This window comes from Bacillus sp. A01H (assembly GCF_045277205.1).
In the GTDB taxonomy this organism is placed as follows: domain Bacteria; phylum Bacillota; class Bacilli; order Bacillales; family Bacillaceae_G; genus Bacillus_A; species Bacillus_A paranthracis.
This window is the reverse complement of the sequence record NZ_CP117702.1, coordinates 4,642,837-4,660,580: the sequence shown is the minus strand read 5'-3', so window position 1 is coordinate 4,660,580 and position 17,744 is coordinate 4,642,837. Positions and strand designations below refer to the sequence as shown.

The 17,744-nt window shown below is 36.3% G+C and carries 16 protein-coding genes and 1 pseudogene; 16 read left to right on the top strand and 1 reads right to left on the bottom strand.

All coding sequences use genetic code 11. From position 1 onward, the window contains the following. The first annotated feature begins 220 nt into the window (after positions 1-220). From PSR14_RS24695 to PSR14_RS24675, 5 genes are all read left to right on the top strand, one after another. The gene (locus PSR14_RS24695) at positions 221-682 is read left to right on the top strand and encodes a DUF441 domain-containing protein (protein WP_000625507.1); all 462 of its coding nucleotides are present in this window, start codon (positions 221-223) and stop codon (positions 680-682) included. 387 nt (positions 683-1,069) lie between these two features. Beyond that, entirely contained in the window at positions 1,070-2,218 is a 1,149-nt protein-coding gene (gene citZ, locus PSR14_RS24690) for a citrate synthase (RefSeq protein ID WP_000503660.1), read from the top strand. A 160-nt stretch (positions 2,219-2,378) separates the two neighbouring features. Then, complete coding sequence (gene icd / locus PSR14_RS24685; RefSeq protein WP_000206898.1) at positions 2,379-3,671, top strand: NADP-dependent isocitrate dehydrogenase; 1,293 nt, start codon at positions 2,379-2,381, stop codon at positions 3,669-3,671. A 19-nt stretch (positions 3,672-3,690) separates the two neighbouring features. Continuing rightward, positions 3,691-4,629, top strand: coding sequence for a malate dehydrogenase (gene mdh, locus PSR14_RS24680; protein ID WP_000153232.1), 939 nt, complete (start codon positions 3,691-3,693; stop codon positions 4,627-4,629). A gap of 216 nt (positions 4,630-4,845) precedes the next feature. Beyond that, positions 4,846-5,319, top strand: coding sequence for a MaoC/PaaZ C-terminal domain-containing protein (locus tag PSR14_RS24675; RefSeq protein ID WP_000914178.1), 474 nt, complete (start codon positions 4,846-4,848; stop codon positions 5,317-5,319). Between the two features lie 56 nt (positions 5,320-5,375). On the opposite strand, the gene PSR14_RS24670 is transcribed toward PSR14_RS24675, so the two are convergent. Then, a complete protein-coding gene (locus tag PSR14_RS24670) occupies positions 5,376-5,507 on the bottom strand; it encodes a hypothetical protein (RefSeq protein ID WP_002022497.1) in 132 nt (43 codons plus the stop codon). Between the two features lie 86 nt (positions 5,508-5,593). On the opposite strand from PSR14_RS24670, the pseudogene PSR14_RS24665 reads away from it, so the two are divergent. The 11 genes and pseudogenes from PSR14_RS24665 to PSR14_RS24615 all read left to right on the top strand — a co-directional run bounded on the left by PSR14_RS24665 (position 5,594) and on the right by PSR14_RS24615 (position 17,739). Then, positions 5,594-5,829, top strand: a pseudogene (locus PSR14_RS24665) (hypothetical protein). A gap of 125 nt (positions 5,830-5,954) precedes the next feature. Continuing rightward, entirely contained in the window at positions 5,955-6,674 is a 720-nt protein-coding gene (phoP, locus tag PSR14_RS24660; RefSeq protein WP_001065225.1) for a two-component system response regulator PhoP, read from the top strand. After that, entirely contained in the window at positions 6,667-8,430 is a 1,764-nt protein-coding gene (phoR, locus tag PSR14_RS24655) for a sensory box histidine kinase PhoR (protein ID WP_001032115.1), read from the top strand. The genes phoP and phoR overlap by 8 nt, the downstream gene beginning before the upstream one ends. A 285-nt stretch (positions 8,431-8,715) precedes the next feature. Next, the gene (gene polA / locus PSR14_RS24650) at positions 8,716-11,349 is read left to right on the top strand and encodes a DNA polymerase I (RefSeq protein ID WP_048557714.1); all 2,634 of its coding nucleotides are present in this window, start codon (positions 8,716-8,718) and stop codon (positions 11,347-11,349) included. 12 nt (positions 11,350-11,361) lie between these two features. Then, entirely contained in the window at positions 11,362-12,192 is an 831-nt protein-coding gene (gene mutM, locus PSR14_RS24645) for a DNA-formamidopyrimidine glycosylase (protein ID WP_001114483.1), read from the top strand. 72 nt (positions 12,193-12,264) lie between these two features. Further along, positions 12,265-12,897 carry a sporulation membrane protein YtaF gene (ytaF, locus tag PSR14_RS24640; protein ID WP_000281751.1) on the top strand — a complete coding sequence of 211 codons (633 nt, stop codon included), beginning with the start codon at positions 12,265-12,267 and terminating at the stop codon, positions 12,895-12,897. Between the two features lie 53 nt (positions 12,898-12,950). After that, positions 12,951-13,553, top strand: a complete 603-nt coding sequence (gene coaE, locus PSR14_RS24635) for a dephospho-CoA kinase (RefSeq protein ID WP_000219295.1) — start codon at positions 12,951-12,953, stop codon at positions 13,551-13,553. A gap of 109 nt (positions 13,554-13,662) precedes the next feature. After that, on the top strand, positions 13,663-14,691 hold the full coding sequence (locus tag PSR14_RS24630) for a glyceraldehyde-3-phosphate dehydrogenase (RefSeq protein ID WP_000198972.1): 1,029 nt from the start codon (positions 13,663-13,665) through the stop codon (positions 14,689-14,691). Between the two features lie 389 nt (positions 14,692-15,080). Further along, complete coding sequence (speD, locus tag PSR14_RS24625) at positions 15,081-15,464, top strand: adenosylmethionine decarboxylase (protein WP_002003660.1); 384 nt, start codon at positions 15,081-15,083, stop codon at positions 15,462-15,464. Positions 15,465-15,744: 280 nt separating this feature from the next. Beyond that, a complete protein-coding gene (gene nrdR / locus PSR14_RS24620) occupies positions 15,745-16,206 on the top strand; it encodes a transcriptional regulator NrdR (RefSeq protein ID WP_001203687.1) in 462 nt (153 codons plus the stop codon). Positions 16,207-16,332: 126 nt separating this feature from the next. After that, entirely contained in the window at positions 16,333-17,739 is a 1,407-nt protein-coding gene (locus PSR14_RS24615) for a replication initiation and membrane attachment family protein (RefSeq protein ID WP_000415041.1), read from the top strand. Positions 17,740-17,744 lie beyond the last annotated feature (5 nt).

The following is a 17,744-nucleotide window of genomic DNA, read 5'->3' as shown; positions in this document are numbered from 1 at the left end:
TTACCTGTTTCTAATTAGAAAAGAAAGGAGAGACGCCCGTTTTTTAAAATGTATACATGCTTACATTTGGATGGTGAAAGTCTCAGTTTGTCATTTTAAAATGCGTAAAAAAATGAAGTGATTCATGTTGAATAGGCATCGATATAGCATGTATAACGATAGGTTTAAAGGTATTTTTGTTTGGAAATGAGTTCATTATTTTCAGAAAGGAAGTGCAAACATGATTAGTCAGTCAACGTTATTTTTATTCATACTACTTATTATAGGACTTATTGCGAAAAACCAATCGCTTACTGTAGCTATTGGTGTGTTATTTCTATTAAAATTTACATTTCTAGGGGATAAAGTCTTTCCTTATCTACAAACGAAAGGGATTAACCTCGGTGTTACGGTTATTACAATAGCAGTACTCGTACCGATTGCGACGGGGGAAATAGGATTTAAGCAACTTGGAGAAGCAGCGAAATCGTATTATGCATGGATTGCTTTAGCTTCAGGGGTAGCAGTTGCTCTGTTAGCAAAAGGTGGCGTACAATTATTAACGACAGATCCTCATATTACAACTGCGCTCGTTTTCGGGACAATTATAGCAGTTGCTTTATTTAATGGGGTCGCTGTAGGTCCATTAATTGGGGCTGGAATTGCCTATGCAGTAATGAGTATTATACAGATGTTTAAATAAGGAATTTTATAGTAATATAAAATTTTTGAATTCTTTCTGTTCACAAAAGTCAGATAATTGTTTATAATAGGATTAGAAACTTTGAAAAGTTACATAACAGCAGAGACTTTACACCAGATAAAATAAAAACAACATAAAACAATTTTATAATGATATTGTTTTATGTTGTTTTTATCATAAAACTCTTCGGAATTCATTTTCCTCACTAACTTGTTGTTTTGAGCGTGAGGATTCGGGGAGACATTCACGCTCATGCTTTCCATGTAGACAATGGACAATAAGAGGGGAACATCGCAACAAATTTGCATGATCGTGCATTTTGCTTGCCTAAAGAGTGAACGGGCGTTCATAATTCAAAAGGGGAGCAAATAGATATAAGAAGCAAGGTTGGGAGAATTTTCAGGAAAAGGAGAGAATGTCATGACTGTTATTCGAGGTTTAGAAGGGGTAGTAGCAACAACATCATCTGTGAGCTCTATTATTGATGATACATTAACTTATGTTGGGTATAATATTGATGATTTAGCTGAGAATGCTACATTTGAAGAAGTAGTGTACTTATTATGGCATCGCAAGCTTCCTAACGAGCAAGAACTAGCGAAATTTAATGAGATTGTATCGGAATACTATAAAGTTCCAGGTGAGATTTTAGCATATTTGAAACAAGTAGATTTAAAAATCGCACATCCGATGTCTGTTTTACGAACTGCAATTTCCATGCTATCATTATACGATGAGAGCGCTGAAATTATGGATGAAAAGTCCAATTATTTGAAAGCGGTTAAATTACAGGCTCAAGTGGGTACTTTAGTTGCTGCTTACGCAAGAATCCGTAAAGGTTTAGATGTTGTTGAGCCTAGAAATGATTTATCATTAGCTGCAAACTTCTTGTACATGTTAAATGATCGCGAGCCAAATGAAGTTGAAATTGAAGCTTTTGATAAGGCGCTTGTACTTCACGCAGATCATGAGTTAAACGCTTCTACATTTACTGCACGCGTTTGTGTAGCTACACTTTCAGATGTATATTCTGGCATTACAGCAGCAATCGGTGCGTTAAAAGGTCCTCTTCACGGTGGGGCAAATGAAAATGTAATGAAGATGTTAACTGAAATTGGCGAAGAAGAAAATGTAGAATCATATATTCATAATGCTCTTCAAAATAAAGTGAAAATCATGGGCTTTGGCCACCGTGTATATGAGCAGGGTGATCCGCGTGCAAAACATTTACGCGAAATGTCTAAGAGATTATGCGTGCTTTTAGGAGAAGAGAAATGGTATAATATGTCTATCAAAATTGAAGACATTGTAACAAAAGAAAAAGGTCTTCCACCAAATGTTGATTTCTATTCAGCTTCTGTATACCATTGTTTAGGAATTGACCATGACTTATTTACACCTATTTTTGCAATTAGCCGTATGTCAGGCTGGTTAGCTCATATTCTAGAACAATATGAAAATAACCGTTTAATCCGTCCGCGTGCTGATTATAATGGACCAACACATCAAGTGTATGTTCCAATTGCACAACGATAAGCGAATAACACTATTTCGATAGTGAAAATACGCTTTCAAAAGTCTGATTTTTTCGGAAAGATGTAATGATTAGAATATTTTAATTTGACTAACGGTTTGAACTGAGGGGTTATTCCCTCAGTTTCATACATATGAAATTTCAAACATGGGGGTTATCACATTGACGACAGGTGAAAAAATTACTGTAACTAATGGTGTTATGAATGTACCAAACAATCCGATTATTCCATTTATCGAAGGAGATGGAATTGGTCCTGATATTTGGGCAGCTGCATCTCGTGTACTAGAAGCAGCAGTTGAAAAAGCTTATGATGGTGAGAAGAAAATCGTTTGGAAAGAAGTGCTTGCAGGGGAAAAAGCATTCAACCAAACAGGCGAGTGGTTACCAGAAGAAACTTTAAATTTAATTCGTGAATATTTAATCGCGATTAAAGGTCCACTTACAACTCCAGTTGGCGGTGGTATTCGTTCTCTAAACGTAGCACTTCGTCAAGAATTAGATTTATATGTATGTCTACGTCCAGTTCGTTATTTTGAAGGTGTTCCTTCACCTGTAAAACGTCCGGAAGATACTGATATGGTTATTTTCCGTGAAAATACAGAAGACATTTATGCTGGAATTGAATATGCGCAAGGATCTCCAGAAGCAGAAAAAGTTCTTGCTTTCTTAAAAGAAGCAATGGGTGTTAATAAAATCCGCTTCCCAGAAACATCTGGTATTGGTATTAAACCAATCTCAGAAGAAGGGACAAAGCGTCTTGTTCGTGCTGCAATTCAATATGCAATTAACGAAAAACGCTCTTCTGTTACATTAGTTCATAAAGGAAACATTATGAAATTTACAGAAGGTGCTTTCAAAAACTGGGGTTACGAAGTAGCGGAACAAGAATTCGGCGACAAAGTATTTACTTGGGCTGAATATGATCGTATCGTTGAGAAAGATGGCAAAGATGCAGCGAATAAAGCGATGGCAGACGCTGAAGTGGCTGGAAAAATCATCGTAAAAGATTCTATTGCAGACATCTTCTTACAACAAATTTTAACTCGTCCACGTGAGTTCGATGTTGTTGCAACAATGAACTTAAACGGTGACTACATCTCTGATGCACTTGCTGCACAAGTAGGTGGAATTGGTATTGCACCTGGTGCAAACATTAACTATGTAACTGGACATGCTATCTTTGAAGCTACGCACGGTACAGCTCCAAAATATGCAGGTTTAGATAAAGTAAACCCATCTTCAGTTCTTCTTTCTGGTGTATTATTATTAGAACACTTAGGATGGAACGAAGCTGCGAAATTAGTAACTGCTTCAGTTGAGAAAACAATTGCTTCAAAAGTAGTAACTTATGATTTCGCACGCTTAATGGAAGGTGCAACAGAAGTGAAATGTTCTGAGTTCGCTAATGAACTTATTAAAAACATGGATGTAGCGATAATCAAAAACGCATAATTAAAGTGGGGGGTAAATTATGACAATCAAACGCAAGAAAGTTTCAGTCATCGGTGCAGGATTTACAGGAGCAACAACAGCATTCTTATTAGCACAAAAAGAACTTGCAGATGTTGTATTAGTGGACATTCCACAGCTGGAAAATCCAACAAAAGGGAAAGCGTTAGATATGTTAGAAGCGAGCCCAGTACAAGGTTTTGATGCTAACATTATTGGAACATCTGATTACGCAGATACTGCTGATTCTGACGTTGTTGTGATTACAGCAGGTATTGCGCGTAAGCCTGGTATGAGCCGTGATGATTTAGTAGCAACAAACTCCAAAATTATGAAAAGTATTACGCGCGACATTGCAAAACATTCACCAAATGCAATTATTGTTGTGTTAACAAATCCAGTTGATGCAATGACATATTCTGTATTTAAAGAAGCTGGATTCCCGAAAGAGCGTGTTATCGGTCAATCGGGCGTATTAGATACAGCTCGTTTCCGTACATTCATCGCACAAGAATTAAATCTTTCTGTGAAAGACATTACAGGATTTGTTCTTGGTGGACACGGTGACGATATGGTACCTCTTGTACGTTATTCTTATGCAGGTGGCATTCCGTTAGAAACGTTAATTCCGAAAGAGCGTTTAGAAGCAATCGTAGAACGTACCCGTAAAGGTGGCGGCGAGATTGTAGGCTTATTAGGAAACGGTAGTGCATATTACGCACCAGCTGCTTCTTTAGTTGAAATGACAGAAGCAATCTTAAAAGATCAACGCCGTGTATTACCGGCTATTGCGTACCTTGAAGGTGAATACGGTTATAGTGACCTTTACTTAGGGGTACCAGTAATTCTAGGTGGTAACGGAATTGAAAAAATTATTGAATTAGAACTTCTTGCAGATGAAAAAGAAGCGTTAGATCGCTCTGTAGAATCTGTACGTAATGTTATGAAGGTTCTTGTTTAATCATTAAATATAAGTAGAAAAAGATTCGGGGCCCCGAATCTTTTTCTACTATTTATACAAATGTTTTTTTGAAATAACATGAAAACGCTATCATTTGTAATATCCTATAATGAAACTGTAGATTTATACTATACATTGCCCTCATCATAGTAAATGTCGGATCAAGTATCGCTTTTAGTAGGATAATAAGGTGAAAAAATCGGAGGGGGTTGTAACATGTTAAAGAAAAAAGTTCAAATTGGTCGTAAAATGGATGAAATTACAGTAGGAGAGAAATTATCTATCACTGAAAAAATTGAGGATAAAGATTTGTTATTGTACTTAGGGTTAACGAATGATGCCAATCCATTATATATTCAGCATGATTACGCATCCCAAACTCCGTATGAAAAGCCGATTGTACCAAGCATTATGCTAACTGGAATGATTACAACGGCAGTTACGAAATATTTACCAGGTCCAGGTAGTCATATTACGAGAAAGGACCTTACGTTCGTGAAGCATGTTCACCATTATGAAACGTTACAAATCCACTTTGAAGTTGTGGCTGTTTCTGAGGAGGAACATACAATTGATATGCTTGTATCTGCTCATGATGAAAAAGGGGATACTGTTGTGAAAGGCTCATTAACAGTAACACCACCTTACAAATCAGTCTCTATTATGGAAAAAGCATTAGATAATTTTTAAAACATGAAAATGTGAATAGCGCTAGCATGCCTTTCATAAGGGGGCTAGCGCTATTTTTAGTTGAAGAATCCCTCTTTGAACCCTTCAGCAAAATCTGAACACCCCGTTTTAATCGTATCCCAGCTCGGTACGTTAAAAGTAAGGAAACATGTTACTAATAAAGTTAAAATAGATAGTAATATTCGCATAATAGCTCCTTTATTGCATTTATTAATATATTAAAATTAATAATATATCAATTGGTAATTAAAGTCAATTAAAGGGTTTTTTTAAGATGAAGTGGAAGAGAGAAGACGTTATCTTTGAAACGATAAGAGAAGCTGAAGTATGGGCGGACGGGGTTGCGAATGAAATGTATGGAAGACTATTTGATGGATATGAAACGCTAGATTATAAAATAGCGTACGCTGTATCTTTTTCTTAGCGCAAAGTCGAGAATATCATATCCATACGAGTATTGAATTTAATAAAGATATAGAAGTGTATAAAGTATGGATCACTACAAGTTAATTGCGCAATCCGAATCCATGAATAGACAATTATATTGAGAGGGACCTTGTTTTCTAGTATGATGAGAATAACGGGGAAAATACTAGGATGAAGAAGGTTTCAAGTCTATAACTTGGAGGAAAAGAATGAACAATCGTATTTTAGTAGTTGATGATGAGGAGTTTATCTTAACTTTAATCGAATTTAATTTACAACAAGCTGGTTTTGAAGTGATAACAGCGATGGATGGAGAAATGGCGCTTCAAAAAGCGACAACAGAACGTCCAGATTTAATTATATTAGATTTAATGCTTCCAAAAATGGATGGTATGGAAGTATGTAAAGAATTACGATTGCAGCGCGTTATGACGCCGATTTTAATGTTGACAGCAAAAGATGATGAGTTTGATAAGGTGCTAGGTCTTGAACTTGGGGCGGATGATTATATGACGAAGCCATTTAGCCCAAGGGAAGTTGTTGCGCGTGTGAAGGCAATTTTACGCCGCACGAAATTACAACAAGAAGAGCAAGTTACAGAATCGTCAGATGAAGAGAGCATTACAATTGCTGAACTTAAAATTTTACCGGAGTTTTATGAGGCTTATTTCCAAGGAAGAAAGCTTGAATTAACACCAAAAGAATTTGAACTACTTGTTTATCTTGCGAAAAATAAAAGTCGCGTATTAACGCGTGATCAATTATTAAGTGCTGTATGGAATTATGATTTCGCTGGTGATACACGAATTGTTGACGTTCATATTAGCCATTTGCGCGATAAAATTGAACAAAATACGAAAAAACCGACGTACATTAAAACGATACGTGGTTTAGGATATAAATTAGAGGAGCCAAAAGGGGATGAATAAATTTCGTTCCAGGCTTCTTTTTACATTTGTTTCTCTTATTGTTTTTATTTTAGTCGGACTCGGTTTATTGCTGGAAACCGTGTTTGAAAACTATTATATAGATCATGCGAAAGAGAGAATGGTAAAAGAGACAGAGTATGTTGCGGTATTAGCAGAAGAACAAGGTTTTGATGATGTTTTAAAAAATCCATATATATTTAAAAAGCTAGAAGAAAAAATTCAGGCTTCTATTGCCTTTGTAGATGAGAAAAAGAAAGTTCAATATAGCGGGGGAGAACCGTCTGCTTTTAGCCAAGGGATAATAAAAGAACTTTCCTCTGAAACAACGAAACAAAGAAATAAAGTCATTACGAAAGAAACAGATCAAAATAATGAATTTTACCATGCGGTGTTCGTGCAAGATGTAGCAGGGAAACAAGGATACATTTTTGTGAAGAGCACAATTGAGCCTTTGAAAGACGTTCATCAAAAAACGTGGGGATTATTAATTATCGGATTTGTTATTGCGTGTCTTGTAGTCGTATTTTTAGGTATGAAAATTACAGGGCAATATATTAGGCCGATTGAGTCCGTTACGAAAGTTGCCATCGAATTAGCGAAGGGTAATTATAAAGCACGCGCTTATGAAAGTCATTCGGATGAAACGGGAATGTTAAGTAAAGCGATTAATATTTTAGCTCGTAATTTACAAGAGATGACACTTGAGCAAGAAATGCAACAAGATCGTCTGCATACGTTAATTGAAAATATGGGAAGCGGAATGATTTTAATTGATAGCCGCGGTTATATCAACCTTGTAAACCGTTCGTATAAGGAAACTTTCCACGTCACAGATGAAGAATATTTAGATCGTTTATATTATGAGTCGTTTCATCATCCGGAAATTATAGAGCTTGTGGAAGAAATCTTTATGACAGAAGTGAAAGTGCGCAAACAAATGTTATTGCCACTTGGAATTGAGCGAAAGCATTTCGAGGTATATGGAGCACCGATTATCGGGACGAACCATGAATGGAAAGGGATTGTCCTTGTATTCCATGACATTACTGAGCTGAAAAAGTTAGAACAAATGAGAAAAGACTTTTTAGCGAATGTTTCTCATGAACTAAAAACGCCGATTACTTCTATTAAAGGTTTTTCAGAAACACTTTTAGACGGTGCTATGGATAATAAAAAATTCTGCGAGCATTTCTTGCATATTATTTTAAAAGAAAGTGAACGTATGCAAGGATTAATTGAAGATTTATTAGATTTATCAAAGATTGAGCAACAAGGATTTAAATTGAATATGGGTACCGTTGATATGAAGGGACTTCTTGAAGATATTCATATGGTGCTTGATAATAAAGCGGGAGAAAAAGAAATCTCTTTACAAGTAAATGCATTAAAACGTGTCTCTGTCATTGGAGATCCAAGTCGTTTGCAGCAAATCTTTATTAATTTAATGAATAACGCAATCGTATATACACCGGCTGGAGGCGTTGTTTCTGTAGAATTAGCAGAAGATAAATATAATGCTTATATAAAAGTGTCGGATACTGGAATTGGTATTAGTAAAGATGAAATTCCACGTATTTTTGAACGCTTTTACCGAGTGGATAAAGCGAGGAGTAGAAATACTGGTGGTACAGGTCTTGGGTTATCAATCGTAAAGCATTTAGTCGAGGCCCATCACGGTACGATTACAGTGGATAGTGAAGTAGGAGAAGGGACAACCTTTACAGTTGTTTTACCAAAATCAGCAACTGAAAAATAGGATGAAGGATGTTTACAATATATTAACAATGGCTTAATTAAATATTAATAAAGCTCTGTTAATATAATACATGAAAACCCCTTCATCCAAGGAGTAATTTTGGACGAGAATAGTTAAGCTATTCTCGTCACTTCCCTTTATGCCAATATAAGTCTGTTTTATATATGAAAGAAAATAACCGTTATTTTTCTTCTCTCTATTAGTCATGTTAATATAGAGAGAGGAAAGAAACGGTTTTTTTCTGTGAAAAAAATCATTTCAAATTTGTATGGGGAGGTTTCTGATTTGGAAAAAAAGGTCGTATTAGTAGATGGTAATAATATCGCGTATCGTGCTTTCTTTGCACTACCGCTTTTAAATAACGACAAAGGTATACATACGAACGCAATTTACGGTTTTACAATGATGTTAATGAGAATATTAGAGGAAGAAAAACCGACGCATATGTTAGTTGCATTTGATGCGGGTAAAACAACGTTCCGTCACAAAACGTATAGTGAGTATAAAGGAGGACGTCAAAAGACTCCGCCTGAGTTATCAGAGCAATTCCCATTTATTCGTGAGATGCTTGATGCATTCAATGTACCGCGTTATGAATTAGAAAATTATGAAGCGGATGACATTATGGGAACGCTAGCGAAAGAAGCGAGTGAACAAGGAGCTAGTGTAAAAGTTATTTCAGGAGATAAAGATTTACTTCAACTTGTTTCTGATAACACGCTTGTATGTATTCCTCGAAAAGGGATTACGGAAGTAGATGAATATACGAAAGAAGCTTTATTTGAGAAATACAGCTTATCACCGAAGCAAATTATCGATATGAAAGGTTTAATGGGAGACCAATCAGATAATATTCCAGGTGTACCAGGAGTTGGTGAAAAAACTGCGATTAAATTGTTAACACAGTTTGGAACGGTTGAAGAAGTGTATGAAAATATAGATCAAGTAAGCGGGAAGAAATTAAAAGAAAAGCTGGAAGCAAATAAAGACCAAGCTCTTATGAGTAAAGATCTTGCAACCATTATTACAGACGCACCGATTACTGTGCATGTGGATGATATGGAGTATAAAGGATATGAGCCAAGTGATGTCATTCCAATGTTCGAGAATTTAGGATTCACATCTCTTTTAAATAAATTAGGTGTTACTCCAGAAGAAACGGCTCCAGCTGAATTAGATGATATTACATTTGATATTGTGGAAGAAGTTACAGAAGAAATGCTTCAGCAAGATAGTGCGCTTATCGTTGAAGTACAAGAAGATAATTATCATAAAGCAGATATTCAAGGTTTCGGTATTCAAAATGAAAACGGATGTTACTTTATTCAGACAGACATTGCACTTAAATCAGATGCTTTTAAAGAGTGGCTTGCAGATGGAGAAATGAGAAAGTATACATTTGATGCGAAGCGTGCGATCGTTGCACTGAAATGGAACGGTATAGATGTGCAAGGGATTGACTTTGATCTATTAATTGCTGCTTACTTACTTGACCCGGCTGATACAGATAAAGATTTCCGTACTGTAGCGAAAATGAAAGAAACACATGCTGTGAAATCTGATGAAGAAGTTTACGGAAAAGGTGCGAAGCGTGCTGTTCCAGAGCTAGAGATAGTAGCGGAGCATGTAGCTCGTAAAGTGCATGTATTATATGATGTGAAGCAAACATTCGTTGAAGAGTTAGAAAAGAATGAGCAATATGAACTGTTTACAGAGTTAGAATTACCACTTGCACGTGTATTAGCTGATATGGAAGTAAAAGGTGTAAAAGTTGATACAGAACGTCTTCGTAATATGGGAGAAGAACTTGCAGGTAGATTAAAGGAAATGGAACAGGAAATTTATAAGCTGGCAGGAACAGAATTTAATATTAATTCACCGAAGCAGCTTGGTGTTATTCTGTTTGAGAATTTAAACTTACCGGTTATTAAGAAGACGAAAACAGGTTATTCTACGTCAGCTGATGTACTAGACAAGCTGATGGATCACCATGAAATTATTCCAAACATTTTACATTACCGTCAATTAGGGAAACTAAATTCAACTTATATTGAAGGTTTATTAAAAGTTGTACATGAAGATTCATCTAAAATCCATACTCGTTTCAATCAAGTATTAACGCAAACGGGCCGATTAAGTTCAACGGATCCAAACTTACAAAATATCCCGATTCGATTAGAAGAAGGAAGAAAGATTCGTCAGGCATTCGTTCCATCAGAAGAAGGATGGATTATGTACGCAGCGGATTATTCACAAATTGAACTTCGTGTATTAGCTCATATTGCAAATGATAAAGGGCTAGTCGACGCGTTCCAACATGACATGGATATTCATACGAAAACAGCTATGGATGTATTTGGCGTTGAAAAAGATGAAGTAACTTCAAATATGAGACGACAAGCGAAAGCTGTTAACTTCGGAATTGTGTATGGTATTAGTGATTATGGTCTTTCACAAAACTTAGGAATTACAAGAAAAGCAGCAGCGGAATTTATTGAAAAGTATTTAGAAAGTTTCCCTGGTGTACAAGAATACATGGATGACATCGTAAAAGATGCGAAACAAAAAGGATATGTAGCTACATTATTAAATCGCCGCCGTTACATTCCGGAAATTACGAGTCGTAATTTTAACTTGCGTAGCTTTGCTGAGCGTACAGCTATGAATACACCAATTCAAGGTACTGCAGCAGATATTATTAAAAAAGCGATGATTATTATGGCAGATCGTTTAGAAGAAGAAGGATTACAAGCGCGTCTTCTATTGCAAGTACACGATGAATTAATATTTGAAGCACCAAAAGAAGAAATTGAAAAATTAGAGAAGCTTGTACCAGAAGTAATGGAGCATGCAATTGAACTTACAGTTCCGTTGAAAGTTGATTATTCTTACGGTCCAACTTGGTACGACGCAAAATAAGGAAGTGATGAAATGCCTGAATTACCAGAGGTTGAAAACGTCAGACGGACACTTGAAAATCTTGTAACAGGAAAAACGATTGAAGATGTTATTGTTACTTATCCGAAAATCGTAAAACGACCGGATGATGCAGAAATCTTTAAAGAAATGCTAAAAGGCGAGACGATTGAAAATATAAAGCGAAGAGGAAAGTTTTTGCTTTTATATGTAACAAATTATGTCATTGTTTCACATTTGCGTATGGAAGGTAAGTTTTTACTGCATCAAGAGGATGAGCCAATTGATAAGCATACGCACGTCCGTTTCTTATTTACAGATGGAACTGAATTACATTATAAAGATGTGAGAAAGTTTGGTACGATGCATCTCTTTAAAAAAGGTGAGGAAATGAATCAAATGCCTCTTGCTGACTTAGGTCCGGAGCCATTTGATGCTGAATTGACACCACAGTATTTACAAGAGAGATTGCAAAAGACAAATCGTAAAATAAAAGTTGTATTATTAGACCAGCGTCTTTTGGTAGGACTTGGAAATATATATGTAGATGAAGTTTTATTCCGTTCTCAAATTCATCCAGAACGAGAAGCGTCGTCTTTAACAGTAGAAGAAATTGAGCGAATTTATGAGGCGACTGTTACAACGTTAGGTGAAGCAGTGAAGCGTGGCGGAAGTACAATTCGAACGTATATCAACTCACAAGGGCAAATTGGTTCGTTCCAAGAACTGCTAAATGTATATGGAAAAAAAGGAGAACCGTGTGTGACTTGCGGTACGATATTAGAAAAAACAGTTGTTGGCGGAAGAGGAACGCATTATTGCCCGATTTGTCAGCCGAGAATATAGAAAAGAGATAACATCGGATAGGCATTTGTCATATACATACAGCAGAGCTATGTATAAGGGAGGAGCTTACCGATGTACCTTTATTTATCTCTTATTTTATTAGCTTTTACATTAAGCTTAGATAGCTGTAGTGTAGGGCTAACATATGGTTTAAGAAGCGTAAGAATTCCACTAAGATCAATTGTAATTATCGGGATGTGTTCAGCGGCTGTTATGCTTGTTTCAATGGGAATTGGACATATGATCGCGAAAGTATTTTCACCTGTTATCGCAACGCGTATCGGTGGGCTTGTTCTTATTGGAATAGGGATTTGGGTATTATACCAATTTTTTCGAAGTGAGAAAAAAGAAGAACCGAAGCAAGAGGAGAAGGTATGGAAATTAGAGATTGCCTCGCTTGGGTTAGTCATTCAAATTTTACGGAAACCGACTGTAGCAGATTTCGATAAATCAGGCACCATTTCTGCAGGAGAAGCGTTACTTCTTGGTATCGCTCTTTCTGTAGATTCATTTGGTGCTGGAATTGGTGCATCTTTATTAGGGTATGCACCTGCTATGATGGCGATATTAGTTGCAGTGATGAGTTCTTTGTTTTTATTTATTGGAATGAAACTTGGAACGGTTTTATCAAATATGAAATGGTTGCAAAAATTTACATTCCTGCCTGGGGTATTACTCATTATTATTGGAATTTGGAAAATGTAAGTACGGGCGTGGAACATTAGTTTCGCGCCTTTTATTATGAGGAGGATTATATGATGACAGTAGTAATTGGATTAACGGGAGGTATTGCAAGTGGAAAAAGTACAGTATCTCAAATGTTTCGCGAGCTAAATATACCAGTTATTGATGCAGATATTATTGCGCGAGAAGTTGTAGAACGAGGAAAGCCAGCATATAACAAAATTGTAGAAGTATTTGGAACAGAAGTATTACAAGAAGATGGAGAACTAGATCGTCCAAAACTAGGAAGTGTCGTTTTCTATAATGAAGAGAAACGATTGCAGTTAAACAAAATTGTTCATCCTGCAGTGCGTGAGGAAATGAATAGGCAAAAGGAAATGTACATAAAAGAAGGTATGCAAGCGGTTGTGTTAGATATTCCTCTCTTATTTGAAAGTAAATTAACAAGTCTCGTTGACCGCGTTTTAGTTGTAGCAGTTAAGCCACATACGCAATTAGAACGTTTAATGAAGCGAAATAATTTTTCAGAAGAAGAAGCAACAGCTCGTATTCAATCTCAAATGCCGTTAGAAGAAAAAGTGAAACATGCAGATGAAGTGATAAATAATGATGGCACAATTATGGGAACGAAAACACAATTACAGGGGATTTTAAAGAAATGGAACATTATTGACTAAAAAATTGTGAAATTAATGAAAATGCTTAGTGACATATCCCCTTTTTGTGTTATACTATTATTGGGATTGGAGATAAATAGTATAACGCATTCAAGGGGGATAACATATTATGACTCGTGTGGCAATTAATGGATTTGGACGTATTGGGAGAATGGTATTTCGTCAGGCAATAAAAGAAAGCGCATTCGAAATTGTAGCAATCAATGCAAGCTATCCATCTGAAACGTTAGCACATTTAATTAAATATGATACAGTTCACGGCAAGTTTGACGGAACAGTAGAAGCATTTGAAGATCACTTATTAGTTGATGGGAAAATGATTCGCCTTTTAAACAACCGCGATCCAAAGGAATTGCCTTGGACAGATTTAGGTGTTGAAGTTGTAATTGAAGCAACTGGTAAATTTAATTCAAAAGAAAAAGCAATTCTTCACGTTGAAGCTGGAGCGAAAAAAGTTATTTTAACAGCGCCTGGTAAAAATGAAGATGTAACAATTGTAGTAGGTGTGAACGAAGACCAATTAGATATTACAAAACATACTGTTATTTCAAATGCATCTTGTACAACAAACTGTTTAGCGCCTGTTGTGAAGGTGTTAGATGAGCAGTTTGGAATTGAAAACGGTTTAATGACGACAGTTCACGCTTATACAAATGACCAAAAAAATATTGATAATCCACATAAAGATTTAAGAAGAGCACGTGCTTGCGGACAATCAATTATTCCGACAACGACAGGTGCTGCGAAAGCGCTAGCAAAAGTTCTTCCACATTTAAATGGGAAACTTCATGGTATGGCACTTCGTGTACCAACGCCAAACGTGTCTCTTGTTGACTTAGTAGTAGATGTAAAACGTGATGTGACAGTGGAAGCTATTAACGATGCATTCAAAACTGTTGCAAACGGTGCGTTAAAAGGCATTGTAGAATTCAGCGAAGAGCCTTTAGTATCTATTGACTTTAATACAAATACACACTCAGCTATCATTGATGGTTTATCTACAATGGTAATGGGTGATCGTAAAGTGAAAGTACTGGCTTGGTATGATAACGAGTGGGGCTACTCTCGTCGTGTTGTAGATCTTGTAACGTTAGTTGTTGACGAATTAGCGAAGCAAGAAAATGTGCAACATATTTAAGTGAATAAGGGAGAGGGCAAGTGGAATATTTGCCCTCTTTTTTTTATTTTTTTCTGAAAAGGAAAAAAATTATAGGAGTATATTTTTGAAAGTGGACATACCACGAAACGTTGGGGTTACTGTATTTGTGAATCATTTATTTTTTTTAGGGAAAAGTAAAGAGGAAAATATGACAGAAAATCGAAAAAACTGTTGTTGCAAAATGAAAATAAACAAAGTATACTAACACTCGTAAACTTAAGAGCTGAGGTACGTAGTCACTACTTAAAGGGTTAGGACCTCTCTGGACTAACTTTCCCCCGTGGTAGTGGAGCAAGCCAAATTGCAAATTAGTTTTCAATTCGAACAGTTAGAATAAATTTACAAGGGGGAACTGTAGAATGGATACTATGGATACGATGGGTCGTCACGTGATCGCTGAACTTTGGGATTGCGATTTCGACAAGCTTAATGACATGCCGTATATTGAACAATTATTTGTGGATGCAGCACTAAGAGCTGGTGCTGAAGTGCGTGAGGTTGCTTTCCATAAATTTGCACCACAAGGTGTAAGTGGAGTAGTAATTATCTCGGAATCACATTTAACAATTCATAGCTTTCCGGAGCACGGTTACGCAAGTATTGATGTTTATACTTGTGGGGATCGTATTGATCCAAATGTTGCTGCAGAATATATTGCAGAAGGTTTAAACGCGAAAACGCGTGAGAGCATCGAGCTTCCTCGAGGCACTGGTAGCTTCGAAATTAAGCAGAGAGAAACAAAAGCTCTTTAAAAAAGAACATAATTGATTTAAAATGTAAAGAGGTGTATAATGCACCTCTTTTTTAGTTTATAAAAAAGGGAAAATATAATGTACTCGTTAGTTGAATAAATGGAGCTCTTACGAATAAGTTAACAACGCATCTATCATCGTATTTTTTTAAACGAGATAATAATGCGCTTAAACTTAAAGTGGTAAGAGAGTTAAAATGAGTTATATAATAATGTATATATATTGTCAGATGAAGTAAGTAGAGAAAAAATAAAGAGTATAGTGTAAAGGAGTGAATATATTGCGTTGTCCATCCTGTTCTCATAATGGTACAAGAGTGTTAGATTCGCGTCCGGTAGACGAGGGGCGCTCTATTCGAAGAAGGAGAGAGTGTGAAAGCTGTTTAAGCCGCTTTACGACATTTGAAAGAGTGGAAGAGTCACCTCTTATCGTTGTAAAAAAAGAAGGAACACGAGAAGAGTTTAATAAAGAAAAGATTTTACGTGGCTTAATTAAAGCGTGTGAAAAAAGACCAGTATCTTTAAGACAATTAGAAGAAGTAACTCAAAGTGTGGAACGTGAACTTCGTAATTTAGGTATATCAGAAGTGAAAAGTGATATGATTGGTGAAATTGTTATGGAAGAACTACGTGATATCGATGATGTTGCTTACGTGCGTTTTGCTTCTGTATATCGCCAATTTAAAGATTTAAATGTATTTATTGAAGAATTAAAAGATATACTGCAAAAAGAAAGAGAGTAGAATCTGTATCGTATTCTCTTTACATACCGTAAGTAATGAGATAAGAGAGCTAGAAGCGAAAGCTAATAGCTCTTTTTCGCTAATAAATTATATAGTGAAGATTGGATGAGAGAAAGGAAAGCAAGAATGGAAAAACAGTCATGGATGGAGCTATTGCCGATTGATCGTTATAAAGTAAGTGCGAAAGGATTATTGCATAATTACGACCGAAAAGTGTTAACGATGTTATATCAGCCGTTAATAGGTAGTAGAGCTTTTAGCTTGTACATGACGCTATGGGGAGAGTTAGAACAAGATCGTGTATTTGGAAAAGAGAATACGCATCATTCCCTTATGGTGACCATGCAAATGCAACTTCCCGAAGTATATGAGGAACGAGTAAAGTTAGAGGCAATTGGACTTTTGAAAGTATATATTAAGAAAGAAAAAGATATTCGAATGTTTATATATGAGCTGCAACCACCTTTATCTCCGAAGCAGTTTTTTGATGATATTGTTTTAAGTATCTTTTTATACAATCGATTGAGTCGGACAAAATATAATCAAGTAAAGCATTATTTCTTAGAAGAAGAATTTGATTTTGCATCTTATGAAAATGTTACGCGTTCTTTTAATGATGTGTTTGGTTCGTTTAATCCAGGGCAGCTTGAGCATGCGCAAGAAGACCTTCGTATTCCAAAAACGACAGCTATGCCAAGTAATGAAAAGGGAGACGCTCCAAAAGTTTGGAATGATTTCTTTGATTTCTCCTTATTTGTAGATGGCTTGTCCGCTCTTGTTCCTAAAAAGGCGATTACAGATCAAGTGCGAGAATGTGTCATTACACTTGCTTACGTGTATGATGTAGATGTGTTATCGATGCAAAATATCGTTCTTGGTGCGGTGACAGAGCTGCAGACAATTGATATCGAAAGGCTTAGAAAAGGAGCGCGTGATTGGTATCAGTTCGAAAACGGACAAGCGTTACCTGTATTAAGTGAAAGAGTACAGCCTCACGCTGCACGTATGATGAAAGAAAAAGAGCCTTCTACGCAAGAAGAGATGTTAATCAAACAGTTAGAGGAAATCTCACCAAAACAACTATTGAAAGAAATCTCTGGCGGTGCAGAGGCAACGAAGGCTGACTTGCAAATCGTTGAAGATGTAATGATCAATCAAAAATTAACGCCAGGTGTTGTGAATGTACTTATTTATTACGTTATGCTACGCTCAGATATGAAACTTGCGAAAACGTATGTGGAGAAGATTGCTGGACATTGGGCACGTAAAAAGGTCGGCACAGTAGCTGAAGCAATGGCGTTAGCGAAAGAAGAAAACCGTCAATATCAAGAATGGGCTGAGACGAAGAAGAAAGGCCGTACGTCGAAGAAAACGGTACGAAAAGAAATGGTACCAGATTGGCTGAAAGAAGAGCCGAAAGAACAAGAGAAAGAAACTGTGAAAAAAGATGTAAGTGCTGAAAAAGGTGCAAGTACGTTAGAGGACGAACGAAAACGATTAGAAGAAGTGTTAAAAAAATATAAGCGTGATTAATAGAA